Consider the following 22,939-nt stretch of genomic DNA (forward strand, 5'->3'; position numbering starts at 1 on the left):
TAAGGGTGGCGCCCGGACGGTGCTCCGGCACCGGCGGTGACCCGACCACGATGACAGGACACCGCCACGCGCAGGGGATATGCCACTTCGGTGACGCACGGTTATCGGAGTTAATTTGACGTCGTATGCCATTGCCGTAGCCCGATGTTCCGGATCCGTGGCGCATCGATTACGGCCGTGTGAAATATCTTTCGCATTCTTATGTGGCGACCGGCAATGAATTCTGTGCGGCTCGGTGATTATCGTCACACACCCATTCGATCTTATCTTCTTGACGGTTCGAAGATATGCGATTCATGCTCGCGGTAAGGGCAAATGAATCGAAATTCACCCGGAGGAAGAACATCATGGCGCAACAGCAGAACGAGCCCGAGACGGGCGGCAGGGCGATCACCCGGCCGATTCCCGCGCCGGAGGCGCGTCGTCACCGCGCGGTCGTCACCCCGCGGGTCGCCCGCGCGAAGAACGGGGTCAGGCCCAAGACCGGGCACGCCTCCGGCACGAGCCGCTGGACCATCCGCACCCAGCTGCCGGTCTCCTACGAGATCGTCGAGACACAGGGGCTGCTCGACCCGGCCAACCCCGAGCTGCTCACCCTCCCGGGCGGCGGCAGGAGCACGGCCACCCGTCTCGTGGTCCTGGACCACTCGATCGACGAACTGTACGGAGATCGCGTCCGCGCCTACTTCGACGCCAACTCCGTCCCCGTGGAGTACCTCACGCTGCCGGGACTGGAGGAGAGCAAGTCCATCGAGAACGTCCTCAAGATCGTGAGCAGGCTCAACGACGTCGGGACGAACCGGCTGAGCAGCCCTCCCATCGCCATCGGCGGCGGCGTGCTGACCGATGTGGTGGGACTCGCCGCGAGCCTCTACCGGCGCGGCATCCCCTACGTCCGCGTGACCACCACCCTCCTGGCCCAGGTGGACGTCAGCGTGGCGGCCAAGACCGGCATCAACTACGAGGGCTACCGCAACCGCCTGGGCACCTACAGCCCGCCGCCCCGCACCCTCATCGATCGCATGTTCCTGGCGACCGTGCCGCGCCACCAGCTGCGCAACGGCATGGGCGAGATCCTGAAGATGGCGCTCATCAAGGATCCGCGCCTGTTCGCGCTGCTGGAGCGGCACGGAGCCGACCTGATCGAGACCAGGTTCCAGGATCCGGACGGCACGCTCGGCGCGGTCGCGAGCGAGGTGATCGGCCGGGCCATCGCGGGCATGGCGGAGGAGCTCGAACCCAACCTGTGGGAGAAGAACCTCAGGCGCTCGGTCGACTACGGCCATTCGTTCTCCCCGCTGGTGGAGATGCGGGCCCTGCCCGAGCTTCTCCACGGCGAGGCCGTGACGCTCGACTGCGTGTTCTCCGCCGTCCTCGCCGTCCGGCGCGGGCTGCTCGACCCGGCCGACCTGGACCGCATCGTGGCCGTCACCCGCCGGCTCACCCTCCGGCCGTCGCATCCGCTCTTCTGCGACGCGGATCTCCTCCGGGAGGCGCTGGCCGACACGGTCCGGCATCGCGACGGACAGCAGAACCTGCCGATCCTCACCGGCATCGGCCGGGTGTGCTTCCTCAACGACGTCGGCGACGCCGAGATCGCCGCCGCGGCCGCCGTCATGGAGACGATGCTGGACACCGACCCGGTGAGCGCGGCCCGATGAGCCGTCCCGCCGGGCAGGCAGGCAGGACGGTCGTCGTCACCGGCGGCAGCGCCGGGATCGGCCGCGCCGCCGCGGAGGTGTTCGCCGCCGCCGGCATGCGCGTGGTCCTCGCCGCCCGCGGGCGGGACCGGGGCCACGAGGCCGCCGAGAAGATCCGGGCGGACGGCGGCGAAGCACTGTTCGTGCCCTGCGACGTCACCGACCCGGCCCAGGTGGCGAACCTCTTCCGGCGGGCCGTGACGGCCTACGGGCGGGTGGACTGCGCGTTCAACAACGCGGGTTCCTCGGGGGACGGAACCCTCACCGGCCTGTCGGCCGAGGAGTTCGACCGGGCCTTCGCCGTCAACACCCGCGGGCTGTGGCTGTGCCTGCGGGAGGAGCTGCGGCTGATGTCCGCGCAGGGGTCGGGCAGCGTCGTCAACACCATCTCCGTGCACGGGCTGCGGGCCGTCTTCCCCGGCGTCGGAGCGTACGTCGCGTCCAAGCACGCGGCGGTCGCGCTCACCCGCGTGGCGGCCATGGAACACGCGCGCGACGGGGTGCGCGTCAACGCCGTCGCCCCCGGACCGATCGAGACGGAGATGCTGGCCGCCTCCGAGGCCGCCGTCGGCGGAGCCACCGCCTGGCGCGCGCTGATCCCCTCGGGACGGATCGGCACCCCGCCGGAGGTGGCCGAGGTGGCGCTGTGGCTGCTGTCCGACACGTCGTCGTACGTCAACGGGCAGGTGATCGGCGTGGACGGAGGTTTCCTCGCCACCTGATCCCTGCCGGCTACCAAGGAGTGACTGGTGAAATACGACTACATCGTGGTCGGTGCGGGGGCCGCCGGATGCGTCGCCGCCGCGCGGCTGAGCGCGGACCCCGGCCGCAGCGTTCTCCTCATCGAGGCCGGTCCCGCCGACGACGATCCGCGGATCGCCCGGCCGGTCGCCTGGCCGCAGTTGCTCGGCGGCGACCTCGACTGGGGCTACCGGACCGCGCCCCAGGCGGAGCTCCACGGGCGGAGGCTCGCGTGGCCCCGTGGCCGCGTGGTGGGCGGCTCCGGCGCGATCAACGCGATGGTCCACATCCTGGGCGCGGCGTCCGACTTCGACGCCTGGGCCCGCTGGGGCGGCGACCTGTGGACGGCGGACCGCATGCTGCCGCTGTTCGACGAGATCTTCGACGAAACGGAGGCCGCCGGCGGGCCGGACGAGCCCGCCCGCATCCCGGTCGCCGCCAACCCGCGGCCGCATCCGTTCGCGGACGCGTTCGTCACGGCGGCCCAGAAGTACGGGCTGCCCGCCAATCTCGACTTCAACAGGGGCACTCAGGAGGGGGTGGGCCTGTACCGCACGACGCGCACCGGGGACCGCCCCGGCGCTCCGGCGCGACGCGCCAACACGGCGTACACGCACCTGCGCCCGGCTCTCGGCCGGGCGAACCTGACCGTGCTGCCGGACGCCACCGTGCTGAACGTCGTCGTCGAGCGCGGCCGGGCGACGGGGGTGCTGGTACGGCACGGCGGCGAGTCGCGCACGATCACCGCGGACGCGGAGATCCTCCTGTGCGCCGGCACCGTCTCGACCCCGCATCTGCTCATGCTGAGCGGCGTCGGACCCGCCGCCGAGCTGGCCGGCGTAGGGGTGCCCGTGGCCGTCCACCTGCCCGGCGTCGGCCGCAACCTCCACGACCACCTGCAGGTCTCCCTCGCCTACGACACCACGACCGGGCATCCCGTCGACGACCGGTCGAACCTCGGCGAGGCGGGGGGATTCATCACCCTGCTGCCCGGCTCGCCGGCGCCGGACGTGCAGCTCTCCTTCGCCCCGATGAAGAACCTGAACAACGCCTCCCACCTGGGGCGCGGGTTCACGATCGGCCCGGCGATCACCCGGCCGCGCAGCCGCGGACGGCTCACCCTGAACACCGCCGACCCGGCCGCCCACCCCCGGATCGACCCGGCGTACCTGTCGGACCCGAACGACCTGGAGATCCTTGTGGAGGGGGTGCGGATCGCCCTCGACATCGCGGGCACCGACCCGCTGGGCGACCTCACGTGCGGGCCGCCGCCCGTCGCCGGAACCAGCCGCTGGCGACTGGAGGAGTACGTCCGTGACAACGCCGAGACCCAGTTCCACCCCGTCGGCACCTGCCGGCTGGGCCGGGAGACCGACGAGGAGGCGGTGGTGGACCCCCGCCTGCGGGTACGCGGGGTGACCGGCCTGCGGATCGCGGACGCCTCGGTCATCCCCAGCATGATCACCGGCAACGTCCACGCCGCCGTGGCCGCGATCGGCCTGCGCGCGGCGGAGTTCATGCGGGAGGACCACGGATGAACCACACCGGCGCAACCGGACGCCGCCCGGGCCCCCTGCGCTGGGGCGTGCTCGGCGCGACCGCGTACATCAGCGGCCTGCTGATGCCGGCCATCGCCCGCACCCCGGGCTGCGCCCTGGCCGCGGTGGCCAGCCGTCCGGGCGGCGCCGACGTGGCGGCGGCGACCGCCAGGCGGTACGGCGCCGCCGCCCACCGCGACTACGCGTCGCTGGTCGCCGACGGCGACGTCGACGTGGTCTACATCGCCCTGCCCAACACCGACCACGTCGAGTGGACCCTGCGGGCGCTGGCCGCGGGCAAGCACGTGCTGGTCGAAAAGCCGATGGCGATGACCGAGAAGGACTGCGTCCGGATCGAGCAGGCCGCGCGCGAGGCCGGCCGCCTGGCGATGGAGGCGTTCATGTACCGCTTCCACACCCAGCAGCGACGCGCGGCCGAACTGCTGGCCGCGGGCACGATCGGCGACCTGCGCGTCGTCCGGGCGTCGTTCGCCTTCGCCATCGCCGACGGCAGCGGGAACATCCGCCTGGAGCGCTCGCTGGGCGGCGGCGCGACCTGGGACGTTGGCTGCTACGCGATGGACGTCCCGTCGCTGTTCTTCGGACGGGCGCCCGAACGGGTCCAGGGGCGCTTCACGTCCCGGCCCGGCGCGGATGTGGAGACGAGCGCGGTGGGGTTGATGGACTTCGGGGACGGCCGCGGCGCGGTGATCGACTACAGCATCGACTACGGGCCCCGCGCCTGGTACGAACTGCAGGGCACCCACGGCACCATCGGCGTGCGGAACGCCTGGGCCATGGGCGCGGAGGACGGCGTCGTCACCGTCACGACCGGCGGCGGAGTCACGGAGGAGCGTGTGGCGGCGGCCGATCACTACCAGCTGCAGGTCGCCGGGTTCGCCCGTGCCGTGGCCGCCGGCGGGCCGGTCCCCGTTCCGCCGGCCCACTCGCGGTGGACGGCGCGGGTGGGCGAGTCCCTGGCCGCGTCGGCCGCCCTGGACGGGGCCGCCGTGTCCACCGCCGACCCGGAACAGGGCACCGCGCGCAGCGCGGTGGCACCCGCGACCACGGCGGAGGCGCCGTGACGGCGGTCCGCTCGGGGAGCCTCCTCCTCGCGGTGCTCCTCGCGTCGGTGGGCGGGCTGCTGTTCGGCTACGGCACCGGGGTGATCGCCGGGGCCCTGCCGCTGACCGCGGCGGAGTACGGGCTGTCCGCGTGGGTCCAGGGCATCGCGGTCTCGGCGGCGTTGCTCGGCGCGGCGCTCACCGCGCCCATGAGCGGACGCCTCGCCGACCGCTTCGGCCGCCTCCCGGTGATCGCGACGGCCACGGCCCTGTACGCCGCGGGCAGCGGCGTCTCGGCCCTGGCCACGGGGGCGGGCTCGCTGGTCGCGGGGAGGCTCCTCGTCGGGCTCGCGCTGGGCGCGACGTCGTTCGCCGTGCCGCTGTACATCGCGGAGATCTCGCCCCCGGCCAACCGGGGCGCCCTGGTGACGCTCAACCAGCTGATGATCGCCATCGGGCTGCTGGTGTCGTACCTCACGGCGTACCTGCTGGGCCCGGCCGGCGCATGGCGATGGATGTTCGCGCTGGGCTGCGTGCCGGCCGTGGTGCTGCTGGCCGGCACGTTCCTGGTGCCGGAGTCGCCCGACTGGCTCTACGGGACCGGCAGGGCAGAGAGGGCGGCGCGGGCGGCCCGGCGTCTCGGCCTTCCCCCGCACGAGACCGTCCCCCGGGTGTCGCCCGCCAGGCGGGGCCTGCGGGCGGCCCGCGCGGAAAGCGGGCTGCGCGCGCTGGTCCTCGGCCTGGCGATCGCGGCGCTGGTGCACTTCACCGGCCTCAACACCGCCATCTACTACGCGCCCACGATTCTCGGCGCCGGCGGCCTGACCCCCTCGGGCGGCTATCTCGGCGCCGTCCTGGTGGGGACGTGCAACGTGGTCGCCACCGCGGTGACCATCGTGCTGCTCGACAGATCCGGCCGCCGTACGCTCATGATCGGCGGCCTGGGGCTGATGGCGGTCACGGCCGCGGCGATCGCCGCCGTCCAGTCCCTCGGCGGCGGGCCGGCGGCGACCGCCGTCCTGCTCTGCGTGTTCATCACCGCCGGGTCGATCGGGCCCGCCCCGGTCTTCTGGGTCTACACGGCGGAGATCTATCCCCGATCCGTGCGAGGGACCCTGATGAGTCTGGCGACCGCCGTGCACTGGGCGGCCGACTTTCTGGTGGCGACCACGTTCCTCCCCCTGGTGCAGCGGCTGTCCCTCGGCGGCGCCTTCGTCGTCTACGCGGCCGTCACCGCCGTCTCCGCGGCCGCGCTGTGGAAGGCGATGCCGGAGACACGAGGCCGTACCCTGGCGGAGATGGGCGATCACCCACGTGGGAAGGCGGAGGACCGTGAGGACCGTGTTGCCTGAACTCCATCCCGGAGACGCCGGCGCCCTGCTCTTCGACTGGGACGGAACGCTGGTCGACACGCAACCGGCGAACTATCTCGCGATGGCGGGAGCGCTCGCCGAGGAGGGCGTGCGGCTGGACCAGGAGTGGTTCGACGCGCGCACCGGCCTCTCCTCGGCCGAGATGGTCGGCGTGCTGGCGCGCGAACGCGGGATCGGGCTCCGGCGGTCGATCGCGGAGATCGTGGCGGATCGCGACGAACGGTTTCTGCGTACGGCGCACGAGATCCGGGTCCATCCGGAGATCGGGGCCGTGGTCTCGTCCTTCCACGGGCGGCTGCCCATGGCTGTGGCCTCCGGCGGCGCCCGGAAAGTGATCGAGACGACGCTCCGCCACCTGCCGATCCGCCACCGGTTCGGCACTCTGGTCACGCGCGACGACGTCGAGCGGGGCAAGCCCGCCCCCGACATCTTCCTGCGCGCGGCGACGCTGCTCGGCGTCCCCCCGGACCGCTGCACCGTGTACGAGGACAGCGACGAGGGCATCGCCGCGGCGCACGCGGCGGGCATGGCGGTCATCGACGTCCGGCCCTTCACCCGCCGGCGGAGCGGCCCGCACGCCTGACGACCCATTCGCCGTCTTGAGGAAGTCGCGCGGGCCGTGGCCACATCTCCGCTAGTCCCCGGCCATCACCGTGAAGGTGAATCCGGCGTTCGTCGTACGGCGTAGCGGAATGTCGCCCTTGATCCGGCGCAGTACCTCGTTCCTGCTGAGGCCGAGCCCATGCGCGATGAGCCGATCCGGGCGCACCGGTACCGGATCCTCGAAGAGGACGTCCACCTGCACCGGCCACGCCTCGTCGAGCCGCGCCGGCGGGGTGTCCAGCCGCCAGGCCCCCGTCCAGTCAAGGGCGAAGCGGTTGCGCCGGGCGAGCAGCGGATCCAGCAGCCTGGACGCCACCAGTTCCGGATCGTTGACGCGGTAGCCGTGGAGCTCGGCCGGATCCAAGGATCTGACCGGCGCCCGCTCGTGCACGGTGAGCTTGCTCGTCCGATCGCAGGACACGCAGCGGACGAGAAGCCACACGTCCAGCAGCTTGCCGTTGGCGTTGACGCGGAACCTGCCCTCGCCGGTGGTGGCCGACTCGGACCCGCAGTCCACGCACCGCAACGACAGCAGAGGCAGCCTGGTCCGGCGAACGACCCAGGACAGCACGATATGAGGTTGTGAAGACATGATCTCTCTAGACCTGACACGAGGCCGATTGCGCGCGACCTCAAACGCTGTATGACCGGGAGCGCGAGGGCAGCCCGGCAGAACCGACGAGAGCGTCGGCTACAGGTGAGCGGAAGAAGGTGTCAGGTCTAAAGAGCAGGCGGGGTCACGCGGTTCTGTCCTCTGTCTTCACTGCGACTGTCTTCACTGCGACGGGGCTGCGGGCAACCTACGGGAACGCCGTAAGAAGGCTCAACCGGTTTTCCGGCCGGAGGTTCCGCGTCAGAGCGGGGTGAAGACGCAGAACTCGTTGCCCTCCGGGTCAGCCAGTACGGTCCACGGGACGTCGCCCTGGCCCAGGTCGGCGGGCGTCGCGCCGAGGCCCTGGAGGCGTGCGACGAGATCGCCCTGGTGGGCCACGGAGGTGATGGCGAGGTCGACGTGCACGCGGTTCTTCACCGTTTTGGGCTGCGGGTCGCGGACGACGTCGATGCGGACGGCGGCGGGGGCGGGATAGACGAAGCCTTCGGGCTCGAGGTTGGTCACATCGGGTCCCTCGCTGGAGATTCCCCAGCCGAGCGCCCCCGCCCAGAACCGGCCGACTGCGGAGTCGTCCCCGGCTTTCATGTGTATCCGCACCGGCCTCGTCGCCATGCCGCCGAGCCTATGCCCGCGCGGATCAAGGAGCCGCAGGCAGGCGGCGGGGCCCGCGGATGTCCGCCGCCCTAGCCGAGGAACTCCCGCAGCGAACGCGGTTGGCGGCCCAGGATGTCGGCCACGGTGGTGGTCGTGCTCCCCCAGCGCCCATCTCCGATCTGCGACATGAGCAGAGCCAGGTCGCGGGCCGCTTCGCCGGGCATGCCGCGCTTCTCCAGATGAACGGCGGCTTCCTCGACCGAAAGGTCCACGTAACGCACGGTCCGGCCGAGCGCTCGGGTGAGCTCGGCGGCGATCTCGTCATGCGTGGGCGCCACCGGCCCGGTGAGCTCGTACGTGGCGTCGGCTCCGACGGGACGCGTGAGCAGTGCGGCCGCGACCGCCGCGATGTCGCGCGCGTCAATGTAGCCGACCCTGCCCGTGCCGTACGAGCCGAAGATCCGCCCCTCCTCGTCGACGTCGCCCGCGAGATTCTGCATGAAGCCGACGGGCGCCAGGATCGACCACGGCACTCCCGACGCCTTGAGATGCTCGTCGACCTGCCCGTGCATGCCGAACCCGAGCAGGCTGCTCGATGTCACGCCGCGCACGGACACGGTCATCACCTGCGCCACACCCGCGGCCGCCGCCCGATCGATGACCGCCCGATGCGCCCGCACGAAACCCGGCCACAGCGCGCTGTTGAGAAAGAGCCTGTCACCAGGCGCGAGCGCGATGGTCTCCGGCTGCTCCAGGTCGCCGACCACATATTCGCATCCCAGTTCCTCGCCCTGTTCCGCGCGCCGCACCACGGCTCGCGTCACACCGCCGAGTTCCTTGATCAGCGCCCGCCCGATCGTGCCGGTCGCGCCTGTCACCACAATCATCGCGAGGTCCTCTCAGAAGTGGAATGTCGACTTCCGGTTATACTAAGCGGAAACTGACCTTCCGGTTGAGAGGGGGTTCGATGCGAGCCGATGCCCGCCGTAATCGGGACAAGATCCTGGAGGCGGCACGCGACGCGGTGGCCGAGCGCGGCACGGACGCGCCGATGGAGCTGATCGCCCGCCGGGCCGGCGTCGGCGTAGGCACGCTCTACCGCCGCTTCCCCGACCGCGGCACGCTGCTCGCCGCCCTGGCGGAGCAGTACGTTCACGAGCTCATGGACGCCCTCGACGGCGCCGTCGCGGCCGAGCCTGACGCGTGGGCCGCCATTCGCGCCTTCGTCGCCCACAGCGTGGAGACGAGCCGCGGCGCGATCGCCACCGCGCTCGCCGGGACCTCCGCGCCGCAGGCCAGGCAGGCGCTGGTGCGGCGCCTCGACGAGCTGGTACGGCAGGCGCAGGCGGACGGTGCGATGCGCTCGGACGTCGGCACCGGCGACGTCATGGAGCTGCTGAACGTGTTCGCCTGCCACCCGGGCGTCGTCCCGGAGCGGTTCCTCCCCCTCATTCTCGACGGCTTCGACCGGCGCTGGCCTCTGCCGTGATCAGAGGCGACGCGGTGCCCGTGTCAGCGGCCGCGTCAGCACGGCGACGGCCCGGTATCAGAGCGGTCCGCGATCGTGAACGTCATGAACGGCTCAGCGATCGCGGCCTCGGGGTTGCGGAAGGCATACAAGGACAAGGTCGTGCTCGACGGCGTCGACCTGGATGTCCGGACCGGCACGATCTTCGCCCTGCTCGGGCCCAACGGCGCCGGAAAGACCACGACGGTGAACGTGCTGACCACGCTGCTGACCCCTGACGCCGGAAAAGCCGTCGTCGCCGGGCACGACGTGGCCACGGAGACCAGGGCGGTGCGCGCGGCGATCGGGGTCACCGGGCAGTTCGCCTCGGTGGACGACCTGCTCACCGGCGAGGAGAACCTGCTGATGATGGCGGATCTGCTCCATCTGCCCAAGGCGGAGGGCAGACGAGTCGCCGCCCGGTTGCTCGACCGGTTCGACCTGGTCGAAGCCGCGCGCGAACCGGCGGCCTCCTACTCCGGCGGCATGCGCCGCAAGCTGGACCTCGCCATGACGCTGGCGGGCGAGCCGCAGATCATTTTTCTGGACGAGCCCACGACGGGGCTTGATCCGCGCAGCCGCCGCACCATGTGGGAGATCATCCGCGAACTGGTCGCGGACGGCAGGACGATCTTCCTCACCACACAGTATCTGGAGGAGGCCGACCAGCTCGCCGACCGTGTCGCCGTACTCGATCAGGGCCGGCTGGTCGCCGAGGGCACCCCGGCGGAACTCAAGCGCCGGGTGCCCGGCAGTCACATCCGGCTGCGGTTCGCCGACCGGTACGAGCTCGACGTGGCGGGGCGGATCCTGCCCGAAGCCACGAGGGACGACGACAACCTGACGCTGCGGGTGCCCGGCGACGGCGGGGTGAGGTCGTTGCGTGCGCTGCTGGCCCGGCTCGACGAGCATTCCGTCGACGTCGAGGAACTGTCGGTGCACACACCGGACCTGGATGACGTCTTCCTCGCCCTCACCGGCCACGGCAACAAGGAGATCGACGCACGATGAACGTCATCGCAGATTCCGCGACCATGCTGCGGCGCAACTTCCGGCACACGATGCGTAATCCGGTGGCGCTGTTCAACGGCGTCATCATGCCGGTCTTCCTGATGTTCCTGATGGTCTACGTGTTCGGCGGCGCGTTCAGCGTGGGCGTCGACTACGCCGACTACGCGACGCCGGGGTTGATGCTCACGACGATCTGCTATGGCGTCGGCGCCACCGCGATCGCGGTGAACTCCGATATGACGACCGGATTCATCAATCGGCTCCGCGTCATGGACGTGTCCCGGGCCGCGGTGCTGAACGCGCATGTGATCGCGACGATGCTGCGGAGCCTGGTGGCCATCGCGATCGTCACCGGGGTCGCGTTCCTCATGGGATTCCGGCCGGCGGCGAGTTTCCTGGAGTGGCTCGGCGTGATCGGCATCGTGGTGCTGACGGTCCTGGCGATCGGCTGGCTGACCGTCGCGTTCGGTCTCGCGGCGAAGACGCCGGAAAGCGCGGGCCTCGCCGCTGTTCCGCTGATGCTCCTTCCCTTTCTGAGCAGCGCGTTCGTGCCGGCCGGCACAATGGGGCCGGGTGCGCGGCAGTTCGCGGAGTACCAGCCGTTCACCTCGATCATCGAAACCCTGCGCGGGCTGCTGACCGGCGCGCCGTCGGCGGGCTCGGCCATCACGGCGATCGCCTGGTGTGTCGGGCTCACGCTGGTCGGTTATCTGTGGGCGCGGGCCTCGTTCACGAAGCGAGCGTGATCTCGGCCAGCTCGCGCCAGTCGCGCTTCCGGCCGTCACGGGTCGCCTCGGTGAACAGGGTTTCACCGAGGCGATTCCGCGTTTCCGCCGCGATGCTGGAAGCGTCCGGCTGCGAACGGTCCGGTGTGCCGCGCACGCCGTCGCCGGCTGCGAGCAGTCGCGCCGCCTGCTCGTACTCCCCCTGGCGTAGCGCGAGATCCGCGATTCCGATCAGCACTCCGGCGATCGCCGGTGGATACCCGTGTTCCGTCACCGCGCGGAGCGCCTCGCTCCGATACGCGCGGGCCTCGTCGAGATCCTCGGTGAGGTAGCCGTAGAGGTCCATGGCCCTGGCGCGGGTGAAGCCGGCCAGTTCCGCGCTGTCCAGCAGCGTGGCCAGGTGGCGGCGGGCCGTTTCCGGCTCGCCGCGCCAGCGCGCCAGCTCCGCCTTCGACAGCTCAAGCTCGGCGAGCGTGCCGGGCCAGGTGATTCCGCCCGCGTACCGCTGCGCCTCGGCCATGGCGGACGTGCTGGACCGCTCATCGCCGAGCAGCCAGTAGAGCTGAGCCTGCCGCGCGCGCAGACCGACCACGTCCTCGGTCGCGCCCACCTCTGTCAGCGCCACGACCGCCTCTTCGTAGTGCTCACACGCGCGTGCGAACTCGCCGCGCATGGCGAGCCGATCGGCCACGAAGGTCAGCGCCAGCGAGGTGCCCCACCGGTCACCCAGCGTGCGGAACTCGGCGAGGGCGATCTCGGCGTCGCCGTCCACGTCGGTCTCGTCGCCGCCGTGCGTGAGCCGCAGCCGGCCCCGCGTGAGCCTGGCCTGCGCGCGCACCCACGGATCGTCGCCCGCGATGAGCGGCTCGAACGCGGGCAGGAAATCCACCGGCTCGCGCAGCATACGCTCCAGCGGCGCGACGAACCCGAGCAGCGGGTTGCGATACCCGGGCGGGGTGAATCGGTGCGCCGCCTGGATCCACTCCCGCGCCTGATGCTGATCGCGGCCGGGCCCGGAGGTCACGAAGATCGTCACGATGGTGTACGCCATCGCCCGGACCTCGTCGGGCACCTCGCCGGACGCCTCATCGGGCAGCGAGGCCGCGGCGATGCTCAACTCGGTGCCCTCGGCCCGGTGCCCGCTGAGATACCAGTACCAGCCCGCGGCCGCGACCAGCCGCATCGCCTCCCGGGCCCAACCCTCGGCGATCGCCCGGCGCAGGGCCGCATTGATGTTGTCGTGTTCGGCCGCAAGCGTGGACAGCCACTCCAGCTGCCCGGCCCGGCGCAGGTGCGGGTCGGCCGTCTCGGCCAGTTCGGTGAAGTAGGCGAGGTGCGCCCGGCGCGCCGGCTCGTTCTCCCCGGCCTCGGCGAGCCGGTCCGCCGCGTACTCCCTGATGGTGCCGAGCATCCGGTAGCGCGGCGCGTCCGCGCCGTCGGCGAGCAGCAGCGACTTCTCGACCAGCGCGGTCAGCAGGTCGAGCACCTGCTCCCCGGCGAACGTCTCCCCGCACACCCGTTCGGCCGCTTCCAGGCTCGCCCCGCCGGCGAACACCGAGAGCCGCCGCAGCACGCCGCGTTCGGCCTCGCTCAGCAGATCCCAGCTCCAGTCCACGACCGCGCGCAGCGTCTTGTGCCGGGCAAGCGCCGTACGGCTGCCGCCGGTCAGCAGCCGGAACCGGTCGTCGAGCCGGCGCGCCAGCTGATCGACGGACATGGTGCGCAACCGTGCCGCGGCCAGTTCGATCGCCAGCGGCATCCCGTCGAGAGCCCGGCAGATCCGCGCCATGGCCGACAGGGTGTGCGCGTCGGAGCCGATGTCCTGGCGCACCAGGCCCGCGCGCTCCCGCAGCAGCCGCACCGCGGGCGACGACCCGACCTCGGACAGGTCGGCGCCCTTCGCGGGCAGCCTGAGCGGCTCGACCTGCCACAGCATCTCCCCGGTGATGCCGAGCGGCTCCCTGCTGGTGGCCAGGATCCGCAGCCTCCGGCACTCCCCCAGCAGCCGGTCCGCGAAAGCGGCGGCCGCCTCGATCACGTGCTCGCAGTTGTCCAGAACCAGCAGGATCGCGCGCTCCCGGACGGCGGCGATGAGACGATCCATCGGTTCCCCGTCCCGCGCGCCGCCGAGCAGTGCCTGGTCGCGCAGGCCGATCGCGGTGAGCGCGGCCTGCGCCAGCTCACCGCCTGCCCGCACCGAGGCCAGCTCGACCAGCCAGGCGCCGTCCGGCAGCTCCGCGAGCATCGTCCGCGCGGTCTCCGTGGCCAGCCGTGTCTTGCCGGAGCCGCCCGCCCCCGTCAAGGTGACCAGCCGGTGCTTGACGGCCAGACCGGCGACCGCGGAGATGTCGTCGTCCTTGCCGACGAAACTCGTCAGCTCGGCGCGCAGGTTCGTCCTGCCGTTCTCCGTCCGCTCGCCCAGCTCGCCCCGGAGCACCGCGGTGTGCAGCGCGGACAACTCGGCCGACGGATCGGCGCCCAACTCCTCGGCGAGCCGCTCGCGCGTCCGCTGGTACACGGTCAGCGCCTCGGTGCCCCGCCCCGCCTCGGCGAGCGCCCGCATCAGGGCCGCGGCGAACCCCTCCCGCAGCGGATGCGCGGCGACCAGTTCGGTGAGCTCGGAGACCAGCCCCGGGCCACGGCCGAGTCGGATGTCCGCGTCCACCCGATCCCCGAGCGCGGCGAGGCGGAGCTCCTCCAGACGCGCGACCACGGCGTCGAACGCGTCGCTGCCCCGCAATGCGATGTCCGCCATGGCCGTGCCGCGCCACAACGCCAGGGCCGAGCGCAGCAGATCCGCCCGCGCCGCGAGGCCGGCCGCACGGGCCTGGCCGACCAGCTGCTCGAACCGGCACACGTCCACGGCGTCAGGAGCCACGGCCAGCCGGTAACCGCCGGAATCCGCCTCGATCACGCCCTGCGGCAACGCCCTGCGCAGCCTGGACACCAACGCCTGCACGGCATTCGCCTCGTCCGCCGGCGGCTCTTCCCCCCAGATCCAGTCCACCAGGCTCGTACGCGGGACGATCCGGCCGGGTTGCAGGGCGAGCGCGGCCAGCAGCGCGCGCAGCCGGATCCCGGCAACCTCCACCGGGGTCCCGTCATGGTTCAGGACCTCGAACGGCCCGAGCAGTCCGACTCGCACATCGGCAATTGTGCCGAACCGCGGCGACGACCGCGCCACCGCGATCGGCGATCGGGTCCGCACGCCCGGTCAGGCGGTCGTGGCGGAACGGCGAGCGCCCTCCAATCGTGAGGCGACCTCTCATCACGGACTCCTCTTGTTTGGACATGCGGGCGTTCCTGGATCGATGCCTATCAGGAGAATTTCTACGCGCAGCGGTGAGGCGTGACACTCCCTCAAGTGAGCAACCGATCCTGTACAACCCCGCAGCCGGCGACGACGAGTGGATGAAGCAGTTCTGGCTCGGGGACGTGCGGCCACGCCGCGAGGCGCGCCTGATCGAGATCGACGCCGATGACATCACACCCGTCCTTCGCCAAGTCGGCGATGGCACAGCCGTGATGGTCGGCATCGCGGAGTACGCACCGCGCCTGCTGAACTCTCGCTTGCGGGCGGTGAGGCTGGCTGGCGCCGCCCCTGTGATATTCCACGTCGCATGCCGGCGCACCGACCGGCGTGGTGTCGTCCGCGCGCTCGTGGGCGCCTTTCAGGCTGTCAGCCCCCGCCACCTTCTATAGGCCCGATGCGATGAAGGTAGTAAGGGACGGTCATGCTCGGATCGCCCGCTCCGGCATTCAGCTCGGCGAGCACGTGGGGCCGGACTGCGCCGCAGGACCATGGATGATCTGGTCCAGACAATCGCGGAACAGATCGTCGACGGTGCGGCCAGGCTGGAAGTACTCTGTCACGCCGGCCATCACCGTGGGGTACGCCTCGGCGTACGCGGCCATGTCGAAGCCGTCGAGGGCGTCCGCGTCGGGGCGGCCGGCCTGCTCCTCCAGCACGTAGCCGACGGTGAAGCGCAACACCGTCAACACGATCAGGCGAGCCCGCCGCAAGGGAATGCCCCGCCCGACCAGTGTGCTCATCGCCAGTTCGGAGATGGCGGCCATCTTGAGGGACAGCTGCGAGGCCGAGATGATCCGGGCTCCGTCCGGGTGGGCCAGCAGCGCGCGGCGCAGCCGCTCGGCCAGGCCGATCAGCCAGTCCTGCCAGCACTCCTCCGGCGCGGGCGACGACGGCTCGGGGAACTGCTGCTCCAGAATCGCCTCGGCGATCGCGGTGACCAGCGCCGCCTTGTTAGGGATGTGCCAGTAAAGAGTCGGCGACTGTACGCCGAGCCGGGCGGCCAGTTTGCGCGTGGTCACGCCGTCGAGACCCTCGGCGTCCAGCAGCGCGACGGCCTCGGTGACGATCCGCTGCTTGTCCAGAGCCAATTCCGGCACCTCCCTTCCGCACCCTATCAGTGATAGAGTTCTCTATCGGTGATAGAGGCTTATGCGCCAGAGGAGGCAACGATGAGACACCGGCACTCGCTCCGCGACCTGCTGCACTCGGCGACCCATCGCATTCCGGGGGTTCCCGCGCACACCGAGCGGCCGGCCGGGCACCAGGGCCAGACCCGCCACGGTCATGGGTGGCAGCGCTCGCTCACGCACCACCGTTCGCACCACCACGGGTTCAACCACTCACCGGCCCGTCCGCCTCGCGTCCTGGCGGCGTGGCAGACGCGGATCGCCCGCTTGTTCGGTCAGGAGCCGGGATGAAGGCAGCCGCGTCCGCGGCTGCGTTCTGGGAGGTGCGCTCGGTGACGCGCTGGGCGCGCCCATAGAGTTCTCCTCAATCGGTGCGATCCGAGCGCAGTACGGCCCGGACGGGGTCACCGGCCTGGTGGCCGGCGATGGGATGGTCGGGCTGGTCACCGATGACACGCAAATGACGCTGTTCACCCTGGAGGGCCTCCTGCGGGCCGACGTTCGGTTCGTCGGCAAGGGCATCTGTCATGTGCCGTCCGTGGTGCGCTTCGCCTACCTGCGCTGGCTGGACACCCAGGAGCACTCAGCGCCCCCGCCACGCGACGGCGACGATGACGAGCACTTCTTCCGTGACGGATGGCTGCGAGAGCAGCGATGGCTGTATGCGCGCCGGGCTCCTGGCAACGCCTGCCTGTCAGGGCTGCGAACCGAGTTCGGCCGGTCCGCGTCCTTCGGCCGGCCGGGGCCGGTCAACCCAGGATCCAAAGGGTGCGGCACGGTCATGAGGTCCGCGCCGTTCGGACTGGGTGGGGCTCACGCGCGGCAGACCTTCGAGATGGCCGCGGAGTGCGCGCAGATCACCCATGGCCACCCCACCGGCTACCTCGCGGCGGGCGCGTTCGCCGCGCTCATCCAGTTCCTGGTCCAGGGTTCGCCCCTGCCCCAAGCCGTCGCCGCCACCCTCGACCTGCTCGCGGAGTATCCGTCCCACCAGGAAACGACCCAGGCGCTGTGTGCGGCGGTCGCGCTGGCCGGCGACGGCGATCCGAGCCCGGAAAAGGTGGAACGGCTCGGCGGAGCGTGGGTCGCGGAGGAGGCCCTGGCGATCGCGGTCTACTGCGCGCTTGCCGAGCTGCCCGCCGCTCCGAGCCGCGGTGGTGGCTTCGGCTCCTACCGCGGTATCTCCCGGTTTCAGCGGGCTCTGCTGCTGGCGGTCAACCATTCAGGCGACAGCGACTCCACCGGCGCCATGGTCGGCAACATCCTCGGCGCCGCCCACGGCGATCTGGTCCTGCCCGGTGACTGGCTCGTCCAGCTCGAAGGCCGCGCTGTCATCACCGAGCTCGCCGACGACTTCGCCACCCAGATGGCCGACGGCTGCGCAATGGCGCACTCCACAGCCTGGTTCACGAAGTACCCCGGTGGATGACCCGCCCACGTGGAAAGGGGCGGCGGTTCGAGCTCCACCTGGCCGAGCACGGCATCCGGCTGCTTCGGCCGACCCGCAAGGGTGAACCGGAGCGGCCCGACTAGCGCGCTCGACCGGGCCTGTTTCCATGGAAGGGACAGTCGCCGGTACCGGCTCGGGTCATGCGTCGGTGCCCGTGGCCTCCAGCCAGGCGCGGGCGGCCAGCAGACGCCGGTTGCGGCCGTCGTCGCTCTCGAGTCCGAGCTTGGTGAAGATCCGTCGTAGATGCGTCTCGACGGTGCGGGGTGACAGGTGCAGGCATTCGGCTATCGCCGCGTCGCGGGCGCCCGCGGCGACCAGGGCGAGAACCTCGCGCTCACGCGGGCTGAGCAGTTCGAGCCCGGGTGGTGGCTGCGTGTTCGGTGGCGCTGCTGGAACGTCCGCGGGAGAGGACGGCACGGCGAACCGGGTCAGCATCGAGGACGTCCACCACCATGCGACGCCGATGACGGCGGTCACGGCGGCTACGGCGAGGCCCGAGAGCAAGGGCCCGGCGGGGCCGAGCGCAGCACCGGTCCAGGTGACGGCGAGCGTCACACCAGTGGCGGCGTACCCGCCGAGCACGCCGGAAAGCAGTCTGCGCGCCTTGGGGGACGACGTCGTCTCGTCGGTGGACGCCACGAGCGCCGCCGCGCCGAGGAGACAACCTGCGCCCATGGAGACGAGGTACGCGACGCTGCCGGCAGTCGGTGCGATGTCGCCGGGATCGTCGGCGACGGCCGTACCCATGCAGACGACAATCAGCAGAGGTGCGAGCGCCGCGGCGGCGGCGCCCAGGGTGGCGCTCGTGCGTTCAGCTGCCGGGACGCGAGCCGCGCCGTACGCGAGGAGCAGTGCGGTGGTGAGCATGACGAGGCTCACGAGGACGGTGGCGGCGGTGGTGGCGGCACTGATGTGCCAATCGTCCGGCGCCGCCGGGGGGTGACCGGCGAACGGGTGCGCGGACCGCAGCAGCGGCGCCATGGCACCGACCGCACTCGCGACGAGGATGCCGTACAGGATCGACCACCGGTGAGCGTGCGGCCGGGCGCTCAGCGCTGAGAACTGCAACACGGCAAGCGGTACGGGCCACCAGGCTCCCCAGATCCCGACGAGGAGAGAGGCCGCGCCGGAGCCGGTGGTGACCGCGACAACGGCGAGCGCGCTGAGCACGAGGTACAGCAGGAGGGCGACGGCCAGGGCGAGGAGCCGGCCGCTGCCCGTACGGTCACCCCTGTCCGCCATCCCTCGGGACAGCAGCGCGATCCCCACGGCGCCGCCCGCGAGGGCGAGCGTCGAGATGGGATGAGTGGTGTAGCCGCCAGTGCCTCCGGCGCGTGCGACGGTGAGGGTGACCACCGAACACAGTCCGAGCCCCGCGATCAACAAACCAGCCAGCCATCGCCCCGGGCTCTCAGGCGGTATGCGCGCGTTGAGCATCGGCACCCCCGAGGAGTTCTCCATGCGTGGCTGCAAGCGAGTGTAGCTGGACAGGCCGCAGAGGCCTCAGATTCAGGGCTTTCCCGGACACCGGTCAGCAACGTTCAGGGCTGACCCGTATAGCGGCCACGGCCGCGGAGCCCGAGCTTGCCCTTGTACACCCCCCGATCTGAGAGGTCTTCCGTGGTCGCTGTTCCTCCAACCCGGACCGTTCGAATCCTGCCCGTCGTCGTCGCAGGCGTCCTGCTGCTGGTCGCGACGGTCACCTTCGTCGTCATCGACCCGCTGCTCGCCTGGGACGATGCCAACCCGTTCCTCGGCCGGGGCCGGCTGCTCCTGTATTTCACGAGCCAGTCGAACCTGCTGGCCGTGTCCGCCTGCGTGGTGTTCGGGGTCGCGCTGCTGCGTGGCCGGAATCCGGGCCGGGCTGCCGAATACTTGCGCGGGCTCGCCGCCGTGGACATGGCCATCACCGGGATCGTCGCCAACGTCCTGCTCGCCGAGCCCGACGCTCCGTGGAGCTTTTCGGACTTCGTACTCCACCAAGCGATGCCGGTCCTCATGGTCGTGTGGTGGATCGCCGCCCCACCCGCCCAACCATTGCCCGTCACGGCGGTCGCACTGTGGCTCGCGCACCCGGTGATCTGGACCGCCATGACCCTCACCTACGCGGCCGAGTCGAGCGACCGCTGGTACCCGTACTTCTTCCTCGATCCCGCGCAGGTCGGTGGGTGGGGCGGCGTCGCGGCGTTCGTGGCGATGATCCACCTCGTGATCGGCATTCTCGGTCTGGGCGCGGTGCTCGCCAGCCGCGCACAGTGGTCGGACGCCGTGGGGAAGCGTTGGGACGCGAAGTCACCACGCGCCACGACGAGATGATCTACCAGCGTCAACGGTTCCGACGGAGCTGAATGAACAACGGCGTGATCTCAACTCCGTACAGGCCCTAGGACGGTGCCAGCGTGCGCAGGACATCGAACTCGTTGCCCTCGGGATCGGCCATGACCACCCAGCTCCGGCCGGAGCCCTGCCCCACGTCCACCTTGGCGGCGCCGAGGCCGAGCAGCCTGGCCACCTCCTCGTCGGTACCGCCGTCGATCGGGCTGACGTCGAGGTGGAGCCGGTTCTTCACGGTCTTGCCCTCGGGCACCCGGATGAACACCAGAGTGGGCGGCATCTGACGGGCCCGGACCTCCTCGACGGTCGGCTCCCAGGAGCCGATCTCGACCTTGCCCTCGCTCCGGTCGATCACCTTGAAGTCCAGGACCGCGCACCAGAAGGCCGCGAGCCGCTCCGGATCGTGGCAGTCGACAACCAACTCGGTGAACCTACTGGTCATGACTCCCCCAACAGTGCGGACGGGGGCTTAGCCTATGGGGCCGCGCCACCCCTCCGGCAAGTCCGGGATCGCTACGACCACTAACCCTCGGAATCGATCATCTTGGGCAGCGCCCGCCCCAGCGCCCTCTTGGAAGCCTTCCAGACTGTCGGGCCCCCGCCGCCTGCTGTAGGCCCGATGCGATGAAGGTTCGACCCGCCGCGCAGCCATGGTGTACGGCCGAGCATCTCAGCCGGCAGCCCGACGAACACGATGATGTACAGGATGCCCACGATCGACAGCCAACGCGGCATCGTCCTCGACAACAGCGTTCCGATGAGCGCGACCAGCACGCCGACCGCGATGGCGATCTGGGTGCCGACGATCGCCGGGACAAGCAAGCTTTGATGTGCGTTCAGCAGGTCGAAAAGCTTCCGTCCCTCGGTTTCGGGCAGCACCGCGGGATCGGCGGCGTAGGCGAACGGCAGCACCTCCGCGGTGATCGTGAGCGCGAAGAGGATCCCGCCGAGGCCGGACAGCAGAGCGCCGATGAGGTTCAGCACGCTGCCCCCTGCCGTGGGCGAGTAGCACGAGAAAGATCGCCGCGGCGACCCAGGAAACCGCGTATCCCGCGCCGTCGAGGTACAGGTTCATCGGCCAGTAGGCGCCGCCGAGCGCTCGCACGTCGTCGTATCGGACTGTGCCGTCGAAGGGGGCCCGCATCGCGAAGTAGGTGCGGGCGGCGAGCGAGGTGAACAGCAGGACGAAGAGCCCGATAAGGGCGACACGCCGCGTGGTTGAACATGCGGGGACTGACCGGGAGGACGGCGGCATCCGGCCCCCGTGAGTTCGATTGCGGTCACGGTTGTCGTCTCTTTCCTTCGATTGGTGACGGCGCTGTTCGCGCTGTTTTGATCGTCGGCAGAGGGACGTGCGGACCGCATCGGTGTTAGCACCTATCTGACATTTATCCCGCTCAGCGGCGCCGGTTCGCCGTGGAGTTGTCAAGCCAGATCCGCGCGGCCTGCACGCGGCGGTTCGTCCCGGCCTCCGGCTTGAGGTCGAGCATGACGAAGATCGCGCGGAGGTGGGTGTCGACTGTGCGCTCGGAGACGACCAGTTGGGCCGCGATCCCGGCATTGCTCGCGCCCTCGGCGAGGACGGCGAGTACCTCTGCCTCGCGGGGTGTCAGGCCCGGAACCGGTGTCGCCCCGAGCGGCGCAGGAACGTCCTCGTCCTGGGCCGGCTGCTCCTCGGGGGTCAGGACGCAGGCGAGCCGTCCGGTCCAGGCCCAGGTGCCGCCGACGACGACGAGTGTCATGACCGCGACAAGGACCCGGCGAGTGCGACGAGGAACGCGACCGAGCCCAGCGACGGCTCCACGGCTCCGGGGTCGCGGGCGATGGCCAGCATGAGGCAGAAGCAGACGGTGAGCGGAGCGCTGGTCGTCCCGGCCGCGGCGACGCCGATCCTCGCGCGGGCAGATTCCGCGGAGCCGAGCGCGGCACGCCACAGTGTGATCGGGATGAGTAGGAGGGCCGACGCGCCAAGAAGCGTGGCGAGGCCCCCGAGCGGTTTGAGCACTGTCCGCCAGGACTCCGGCGCGATGGTCGGCAGGCCGGCGAAGGGGTCGCTCGGCGTCGACAGCAGCGAGTTCGCGAGCGTCACCGCGATGATCGCCAAGATGAGGGGCTGATGCGTCCACGGTGCTCGACCGCCGGTCCGGATGGCCGCGGAGGCGGCCAGCTGCATGAGTGCCAGCGGTGGGATCCAGGCTGAACTCCACACTGTGACCGCGAGCGCGGCGGCCCCGTCGTGACCCGCCAGCCGGAGCGCGAGCAGGGCGGCCACTGCGGCAGCACCGGTGGCCCCGGCGGCTAAGGGCAACATGCGGATCGCCACTGAGGCCTGGGTGATGGCGGTCATCCTGGTCTGCCCTCGGAGACCTGTGCTGCCGGGTCAGGCGGTGGCGAGGACGGTCACCGGGTCGCCGACCTGGATTTCGCCGTAGTCGCGAGGAACGAAGCGGACTCCGAACCAGGTCTTGCCGTCCCAGCGCCGGTGGCGGGCCAGGGTGCGGAGGGGCTCCTTGCCCTTCTCGAGTGTGGAGGGGTCGTAGGTGGTCACGGCGCAGCGGTCGCAGAGTTCGGACATGCGGAAGCGGAGGTTGCCGATGCGGATCTCGCGCCAGGTGTCCTCGACGTAGGGGGCGAAGCCGTCCACGATGAGATTGGGGCGGAAGCGGGCCATGTCGAGGGAGGCGGGGACCGCCTCCTGACGTTCAAGGGCGCCCTCGGCGATCCAGTCGTCGAGCCGGCGGAGGGAAGCACGGGAGGTGAGCATGAAGGGGGCGTCCCCTGCCAGGCTGACGACATCGCCGGGGAGGCCGCCGTGGGAGGCCGGGACGCGGCAGCGGCGGGGGTCGTCGAGCCAGACGAGACAGGCGGGTTTCCCCAACAAGCGGGTGAACCAGGCGTGGGCCTCCGGGTGGGCGAGGACCGCCGTGTCCAGTTCCACGAAGTGGATGGGGACGTGCTCACCGGTGGCCGGGGGGACCTTCAGCTGCGGCATTCCGGGGGCCTCAAGCAGGAGGCCGCCCTCTGTCGTGGGGGTGGCCACGACGGAGAGCATCCGTGGATTCTCCCCGGCCCAGTGAAGGTTGCCGGATTCGTCCACCACGGCCCATCGGCGATCTCCCGCCAGCCCCCACGGCTCAACGACCGCCGAATTAACAATCCACCCAGAAACCGACTTAACCGGATATCTGCGGATCTCGGCCAGCTCCATTGCGCCAGCGTACGTCCGAGAATCATTTCTCGGAAGCC

22 protein-coding genes and 2 pseudogenes are annotated in these 22,939 nt (G+C 70.9%); 13 read left to right on the forward strand and 11 right to left on the reverse strand.

What is annotated here, in order from left to right:
• The first annotated feature begins 347 nt into the window (after positions 1–347).
• Genes JOL79_RS29790 through JOL79_RS29815 form a run of 6 tightly spaced genes read left to right on the forward strand, consistent with a single transcriptional unit; the run spans position 348 to position 6,999 of the window.
• A complete protein-coding gene (locus JOL79_RS29790) occupies positions 348–1,661 on the forward strand; it encodes a sedoheptulose 7-phosphate cyclase (RefSeq protein ID WP_230985721.1) in 1,314 nt (437 codons plus the stop codon).
• A complete protein-coding gene (locus JOL79_RS29795; protein WP_210159241.1) occupies positions 1,658–2,422 on the forward strand; it encodes an SDR family NAD(P)-dependent oxidoreductase in 765 nt (254 codons plus the stop codon). Before JOL79_RS29790 ends, JOL79_RS29795 begins: the two co-directional genes overlap by 4 nt.
• Before the next feature lie 27 nt (positions 2,423–2,449).
• Positions 2,450–3,979, forward strand: a complete 1,530-nt coding sequence (locus JOL79_RS29800; RefSeq protein ID WP_307848807.1) for a GMC family oxidoreductase — start codon at positions 2,450–2,452, stop codon at positions 3,977–3,979.
• Positions 3,976–5,064, forward strand: coding sequence for a Gfo/Idh/MocA family protein (locus tag JOL79_RS29805; RefSeq protein ID WP_210159242.1), 1,089 nt, complete (start codon positions 3,976–3,978; stop codon positions 5,062–5,064). Before JOL79_RS29800 ends, JOL79_RS29805 begins: the two co-directional genes overlap by 4 nt.
• Positions 5,061–6,395, forward strand: coding sequence for a sugar porter family MFS transporter (locus JOL79_RS29810; protein ID WP_210159243.1), 1,335 nt, complete (start codon positions 5,061–5,063; stop codon positions 6,393–6,395). The genes JOL79_RS29805 and JOL79_RS29810 overlap by 4 nt, the downstream gene beginning before the upstream one ends.
• Positions 6,385–6,999: an HAD family hydrolase gene (locus tag JOL79_RS29815; RefSeq protein WP_210159244.1), complete on the forward strand. Its 615-nt coding sequence runs from the start codon at positions 6,385–6,387 to the stop codon at positions 6,997–6,999. The genes JOL79_RS29810 and JOL79_RS29815 overlap by 11 nt, the downstream gene beginning before the upstream one ends.
• Before the next feature lie 51 nt (positions 7,000–7,050).
• Here JOL79_RS29815 and JOL79_RS29820 read toward each other — a convergent pair whose 3' ends face one another.
• The 3 genes and pseudogenes from JOL79_RS29820 to JOL79_RS29830 all read right to left on the reverse strand — a co-directional run bounded on the left by JOL79_RS29820 (position 7,051) and on the right by JOL79_RS29830 (position 9,113).
• Positions 7,051–7,590: a DUF1062 domain-containing protein gene (locus tag JOL79_RS29820; protein ID WP_307848808.1), complete on the reverse strand. Its 540-nt coding sequence runs from the start codon at positions 7,588–7,590 to the stop codon at positions 7,051–7,053.
• A 288-nt stretch (positions 7,591–7,878) separates the two neighbouring features.
• A pseudogene (locus JOL79_RS29825) lies at positions 7,879–8,217 on the reverse strand (VOC family protein); the annotation flags it as partial.
• Positions 8,218–8,315: 98 nt separating this feature from the next.
• The gene (locus tag JOL79_RS29830) at positions 8,316–9,113 is read right to left on the reverse strand and encodes an NAD(P)H-binding protein (RefSeq protein WP_210159246.1); all 798 of its coding nucleotides are present in this window, start codon (positions 9,111–9,113) and stop codon (positions 8,316–8,318) included.
• Between the two features lie 80 nt (positions 9,114–9,193).
• Between JOL79_RS29830 and JOL79_RS29835 the strand changes: the two genes are divergently transcribed.
• The 3 genes from JOL79_RS29835 (at position 9,194) to JOL79_RS29845 (ending at position 11,490) form a co-directional block, all read left to right on the forward strand.
• On the forward strand, positions 9,194–9,715 hold the full coding sequence (locus tag JOL79_RS29835; protein WP_210159247.1) for a TetR/AcrR family transcriptional regulator: 522 nt from the start codon (positions 9,194–9,196) through the stop codon (positions 9,713–9,715).
• Positions 9,716–9,799: 84 nt separating this feature from the next.
• Positions 9,800–10,744, forward strand: coding sequence for an ATP-binding cassette domain-containing protein (locus JOL79_RS29840; RefSeq protein WP_210159248.1), 945 nt, complete (start codon positions 9,800–9,802; stop codon positions 10,742–10,744).
• Positions 10,741–11,490: an ABC transporter permease gene (locus JOL79_RS29845; RefSeq protein ID WP_210159249.1), complete on the forward strand. Its 750-nt coding sequence runs from the start codon at positions 10,741–10,743 to the stop codon at positions 11,488–11,490. The genes JOL79_RS29840 and JOL79_RS29845 overlap by 4 nt, the downstream gene beginning before the upstream one ends.
• Here JOL79_RS29845 and JOL79_RS29850 read toward each other — a convergent pair.
• Positions 11,474–14,614: an AfsR/SARP family transcriptional regulator gene (locus tag JOL79_RS29850; RefSeq protein WP_307848809.1), complete on the reverse strand. Its 3,141-nt coding sequence runs from the start codon at positions 14,612–14,614 to the stop codon at positions 11,474–11,476. The genes JOL79_RS29845 and JOL79_RS29850 overlap by 17 nt on opposite strands.
• A 266-nt stretch (positions 14,615–14,880) precedes the next feature.
• Here JOL79_RS29850 and JOL79_RS29855 point away from each other — a divergent pair, with 266 nt between their 5' ends.
• The gene (locus JOL79_RS29855; RefSeq protein WP_210159250.1) at positions 14,881–15,171 is read left to right on the forward strand and encodes a hypothetical protein; all 291 of its coding nucleotides are present in this window, start codon (positions 14,881–14,883) and stop codon (positions 15,169–15,171) included.
• A 57-nt stretch (positions 15,172–15,228) separates the two neighbouring features.
• Here JOL79_RS29855 and JOL79_RS29860 read toward each other — a convergent pair whose 3' ends face one another.
• Positions 15,229–15,879: a TetR/AcrR family transcriptional regulator C-terminal domain-containing protein gene (locus JOL79_RS29860; RefSeq protein ID WP_210159251.1), complete on the reverse strand. Its 651-nt coding sequence runs from the start codon at positions 15,877–15,879 to the stop codon at positions 15,229–15,231.
• A 72-nt stretch (positions 15,880–15,951) separates the two neighbouring features.
• Here JOL79_RS29860 and JOL79_RS34665 point away from each other — a divergent pair, with 72 nt between their 5' ends.
• Both JOL79_RS34665 and JOL79_RS29865 read left to right on the forward strand, forming a co-directional pair.
• Complete coding sequence (locus tag JOL79_RS34665; RefSeq protein WP_230985739.1) at positions 15,952–16,200, forward strand: hypothetical protein; 249 nt, start codon at positions 15,952–15,954, stop codon at positions 16,198–16,200.
• 13 nt (positions 16,201–16,213) lie between these two features.
• Positions 16,214–17,338: pseudogene (locus tag JOL79_RS29865) on the forward strand (ADP-ribosylglycohydrolase family protein); the annotation flags it as partial.
• A 159-nt stretch (positions 17,339–17,497) separates the two neighbouring features.
• Here the strand turns inward: JOL79_RS29865 and JOL79_RS35685 are convergent.
• Positions 17,498–18,715: a helix-turn-helix transcriptional regulator gene (locus tag JOL79_RS35685; protein ID WP_307848810.1), complete on the reverse strand. Its 1,218-nt coding sequence runs from the start codon at positions 18,713–18,715 to the stop codon at positions 17,498–17,500.
• A 264-nt stretch (positions 18,716–18,979) separates the two neighbouring features.
• Here JOL79_RS35685 and JOL79_RS29875 point away from each other — a divergent pair, with 264 nt between their 5' ends.
• On the forward strand, positions 18,980–19,675 hold the full coding sequence (locus JOL79_RS29875; RefSeq protein ID WP_210159253.1) for a Pr6Pr family membrane protein: 696 nt from the start codon (positions 18,980–18,982) through the stop codon (positions 19,673–19,675).
• A gap of 67 nt (positions 19,676–19,742) precedes the next feature.
• Here JOL79_RS29875 and JOL79_RS29880 read toward each other — a convergent pair whose 3' ends face one another.
• The 5 genes from JOL79_RS29880 to JOL79_RS29900 all read right to left on the reverse strand — a co-directional run bounded on the left by JOL79_RS29880 (position 19,743) and on the right by JOL79_RS29900 (position 22,901).
• Positions 19,743–20,135 (reverse strand): VOC family protein, encoded by a 393-nt coding sequence (locus tag JOL79_RS29880; RefSeq protein ID WP_210159254.1) that lies wholly within the window; start codon positions 20,133–20,135, stop codon positions 19,743–19,745.
• A gap of 80 nt (positions 20,136–20,215) precedes the next feature.
• On the reverse strand, positions 20,216–20,677 hold the full coding sequence (locus JOL79_RS29885) for a hypothetical protein (protein ID WP_210159255.1): 462 nt from the start codon (positions 20,675–20,677) through the stop codon (positions 20,216–20,218).
• A gap of 413 nt (positions 20,678–21,090) precedes the next feature.
• Complete coding sequence (locus tag JOL79_RS29890; protein WP_210159256.1) at positions 21,091–21,435, reverse strand: helix-turn-helix domain-containing protein; 345 nt, start codon at positions 21,433–21,435, stop codon at positions 21,091–21,093.
• Positions 21,432–22,004, reverse strand: coding sequence for a hypothetical protein (locus tag JOL79_RS29895; protein ID WP_210159257.1), 573 nt, complete (start codon positions 22,002–22,004; stop codon positions 21,432–21,434). The genes JOL79_RS29890 and JOL79_RS29895 overlap by 4 nt, the downstream gene beginning before the upstream one ends.
• A 69-nt stretch (positions 22,005–22,073) precedes the next feature.
• The gene (locus tag JOL79_RS29900) at positions 22,074–22,901 is read right to left on the reverse strand and encodes an MOSC domain-containing protein (RefSeq protein WP_210159258.1); all 828 of its coding nucleotides are present in this window, start codon (positions 22,899–22,901) and stop codon (positions 22,074–22,076) included.
• Positions 22,902–22,939: the final 38 nt, after the last annotated feature.

Source organism: Microbispora oryzae (genome assembly GCF_017896165.1).
Classification (GTDB): Bacteria; Actinomycetota; Actinomycetes; order Streptosporangiales; family Streptosporangiaceae; genus Microbispora; species Microbispora oryzae.

What these genes read in the sequence shown, in the direction of transcription:
- JOL79_RS29900 (WP_210159258.1), bottom strand. Translation starts at nt 22,901, where the DNA reads ATGGAGCTGGCCGAGATCCGCAGATATCCGGTTAAGTCGGTTTCTGGG.
- JOL79_RS29880 (WP_210159254.1), bottom strand. Translation starts at nt 20,135, where the DNA reads ATGACCAGTAGGTTCACCGAGTTGGTTGTCGACTGCCACGATCCGGAG.
- JOL79_RS29830 (WP_210159246.1), bottom strand. Translation starts at nt 9,113, where the DNA reads ATGATTGTGGTGACAGGCGCGACCGGCACGATCGGGCGGGCGCTGATC.
- JOL79_RS29895 (WP_210159257.1), bottom strand. Translation starts at nt 22,004, where the DNA reads ATGTTGCCCTTAGCCGCCGGGGCCACCGGTGCTGCCGCAGTGGCCGCC.
- JOL79_RS29795 (WP_210159241.1), top strand. Translation starts at nt 1,658, where the DNA reads ATGAGCCGTCCCGCCGGGCAGGCAGGCAGGACGGTCGTCGTCACCGGC.
- JOL79_RS29840 (WP_210159248.1), top strand. Translation starts at nt 9,800, where the DNA reads ATGAACGGCTCAGCGATCGCGGCCTCGGGGTTGCGGAAGGCATACAAG.
- JOL79_RS29845 (WP_210159249.1), top strand. Translation starts at nt 10,741, where the DNA reads ATGAACGTCATCGCAGATTCCGCGACCATGCTGCGGCGCAACTTCCGG.
- JOL79_RS29835 (WP_210159247.1), top strand. Translation starts at nt 9,194, where the DNA reads ATGCGAGCCGATGCCCGCCGTAATCGGGACAAGATCCTGGAGGCGGCA.
- JOL79_RS29855 (WP_210159250.1), top strand. Translation starts at nt 14,881, where the DNA reads ATGAAGCAGTTCTGGCTCGGGGACGTGCGGCCACGCCGCGAGGCGCGC.
- JOL79_RS34665 (WP_230985739.1), top strand. Translation starts at nt 15,952, where the DNA reads ATGAGACACCGGCACTCGCTCCGCGACCTGCTGCACTCGGCGACCCAT.
- JOL79_RS29890 (WP_210159256.1), bottom strand. Translation starts at nt 21,435, where the DNA reads ATGACACTCGTCGTCGTCGGCGGCACCTGGGCCTGGACCGGACGGCTC.
- JOL79_RS29805 (WP_210159242.1), top strand. Translation starts at nt 3,976, where the DNA reads ATGAACCACACCGGCGCAACCGGACGCCGCCCGGGCCCCCTGCGCTGG.
- JOL79_RS29790 (WP_230985721.1), top strand. Translation starts at nt 348, where the DNA reads ATGGCGCAACAGCAGAACGAGCCCGAGACGGGCGGCAGGGCGATCACC.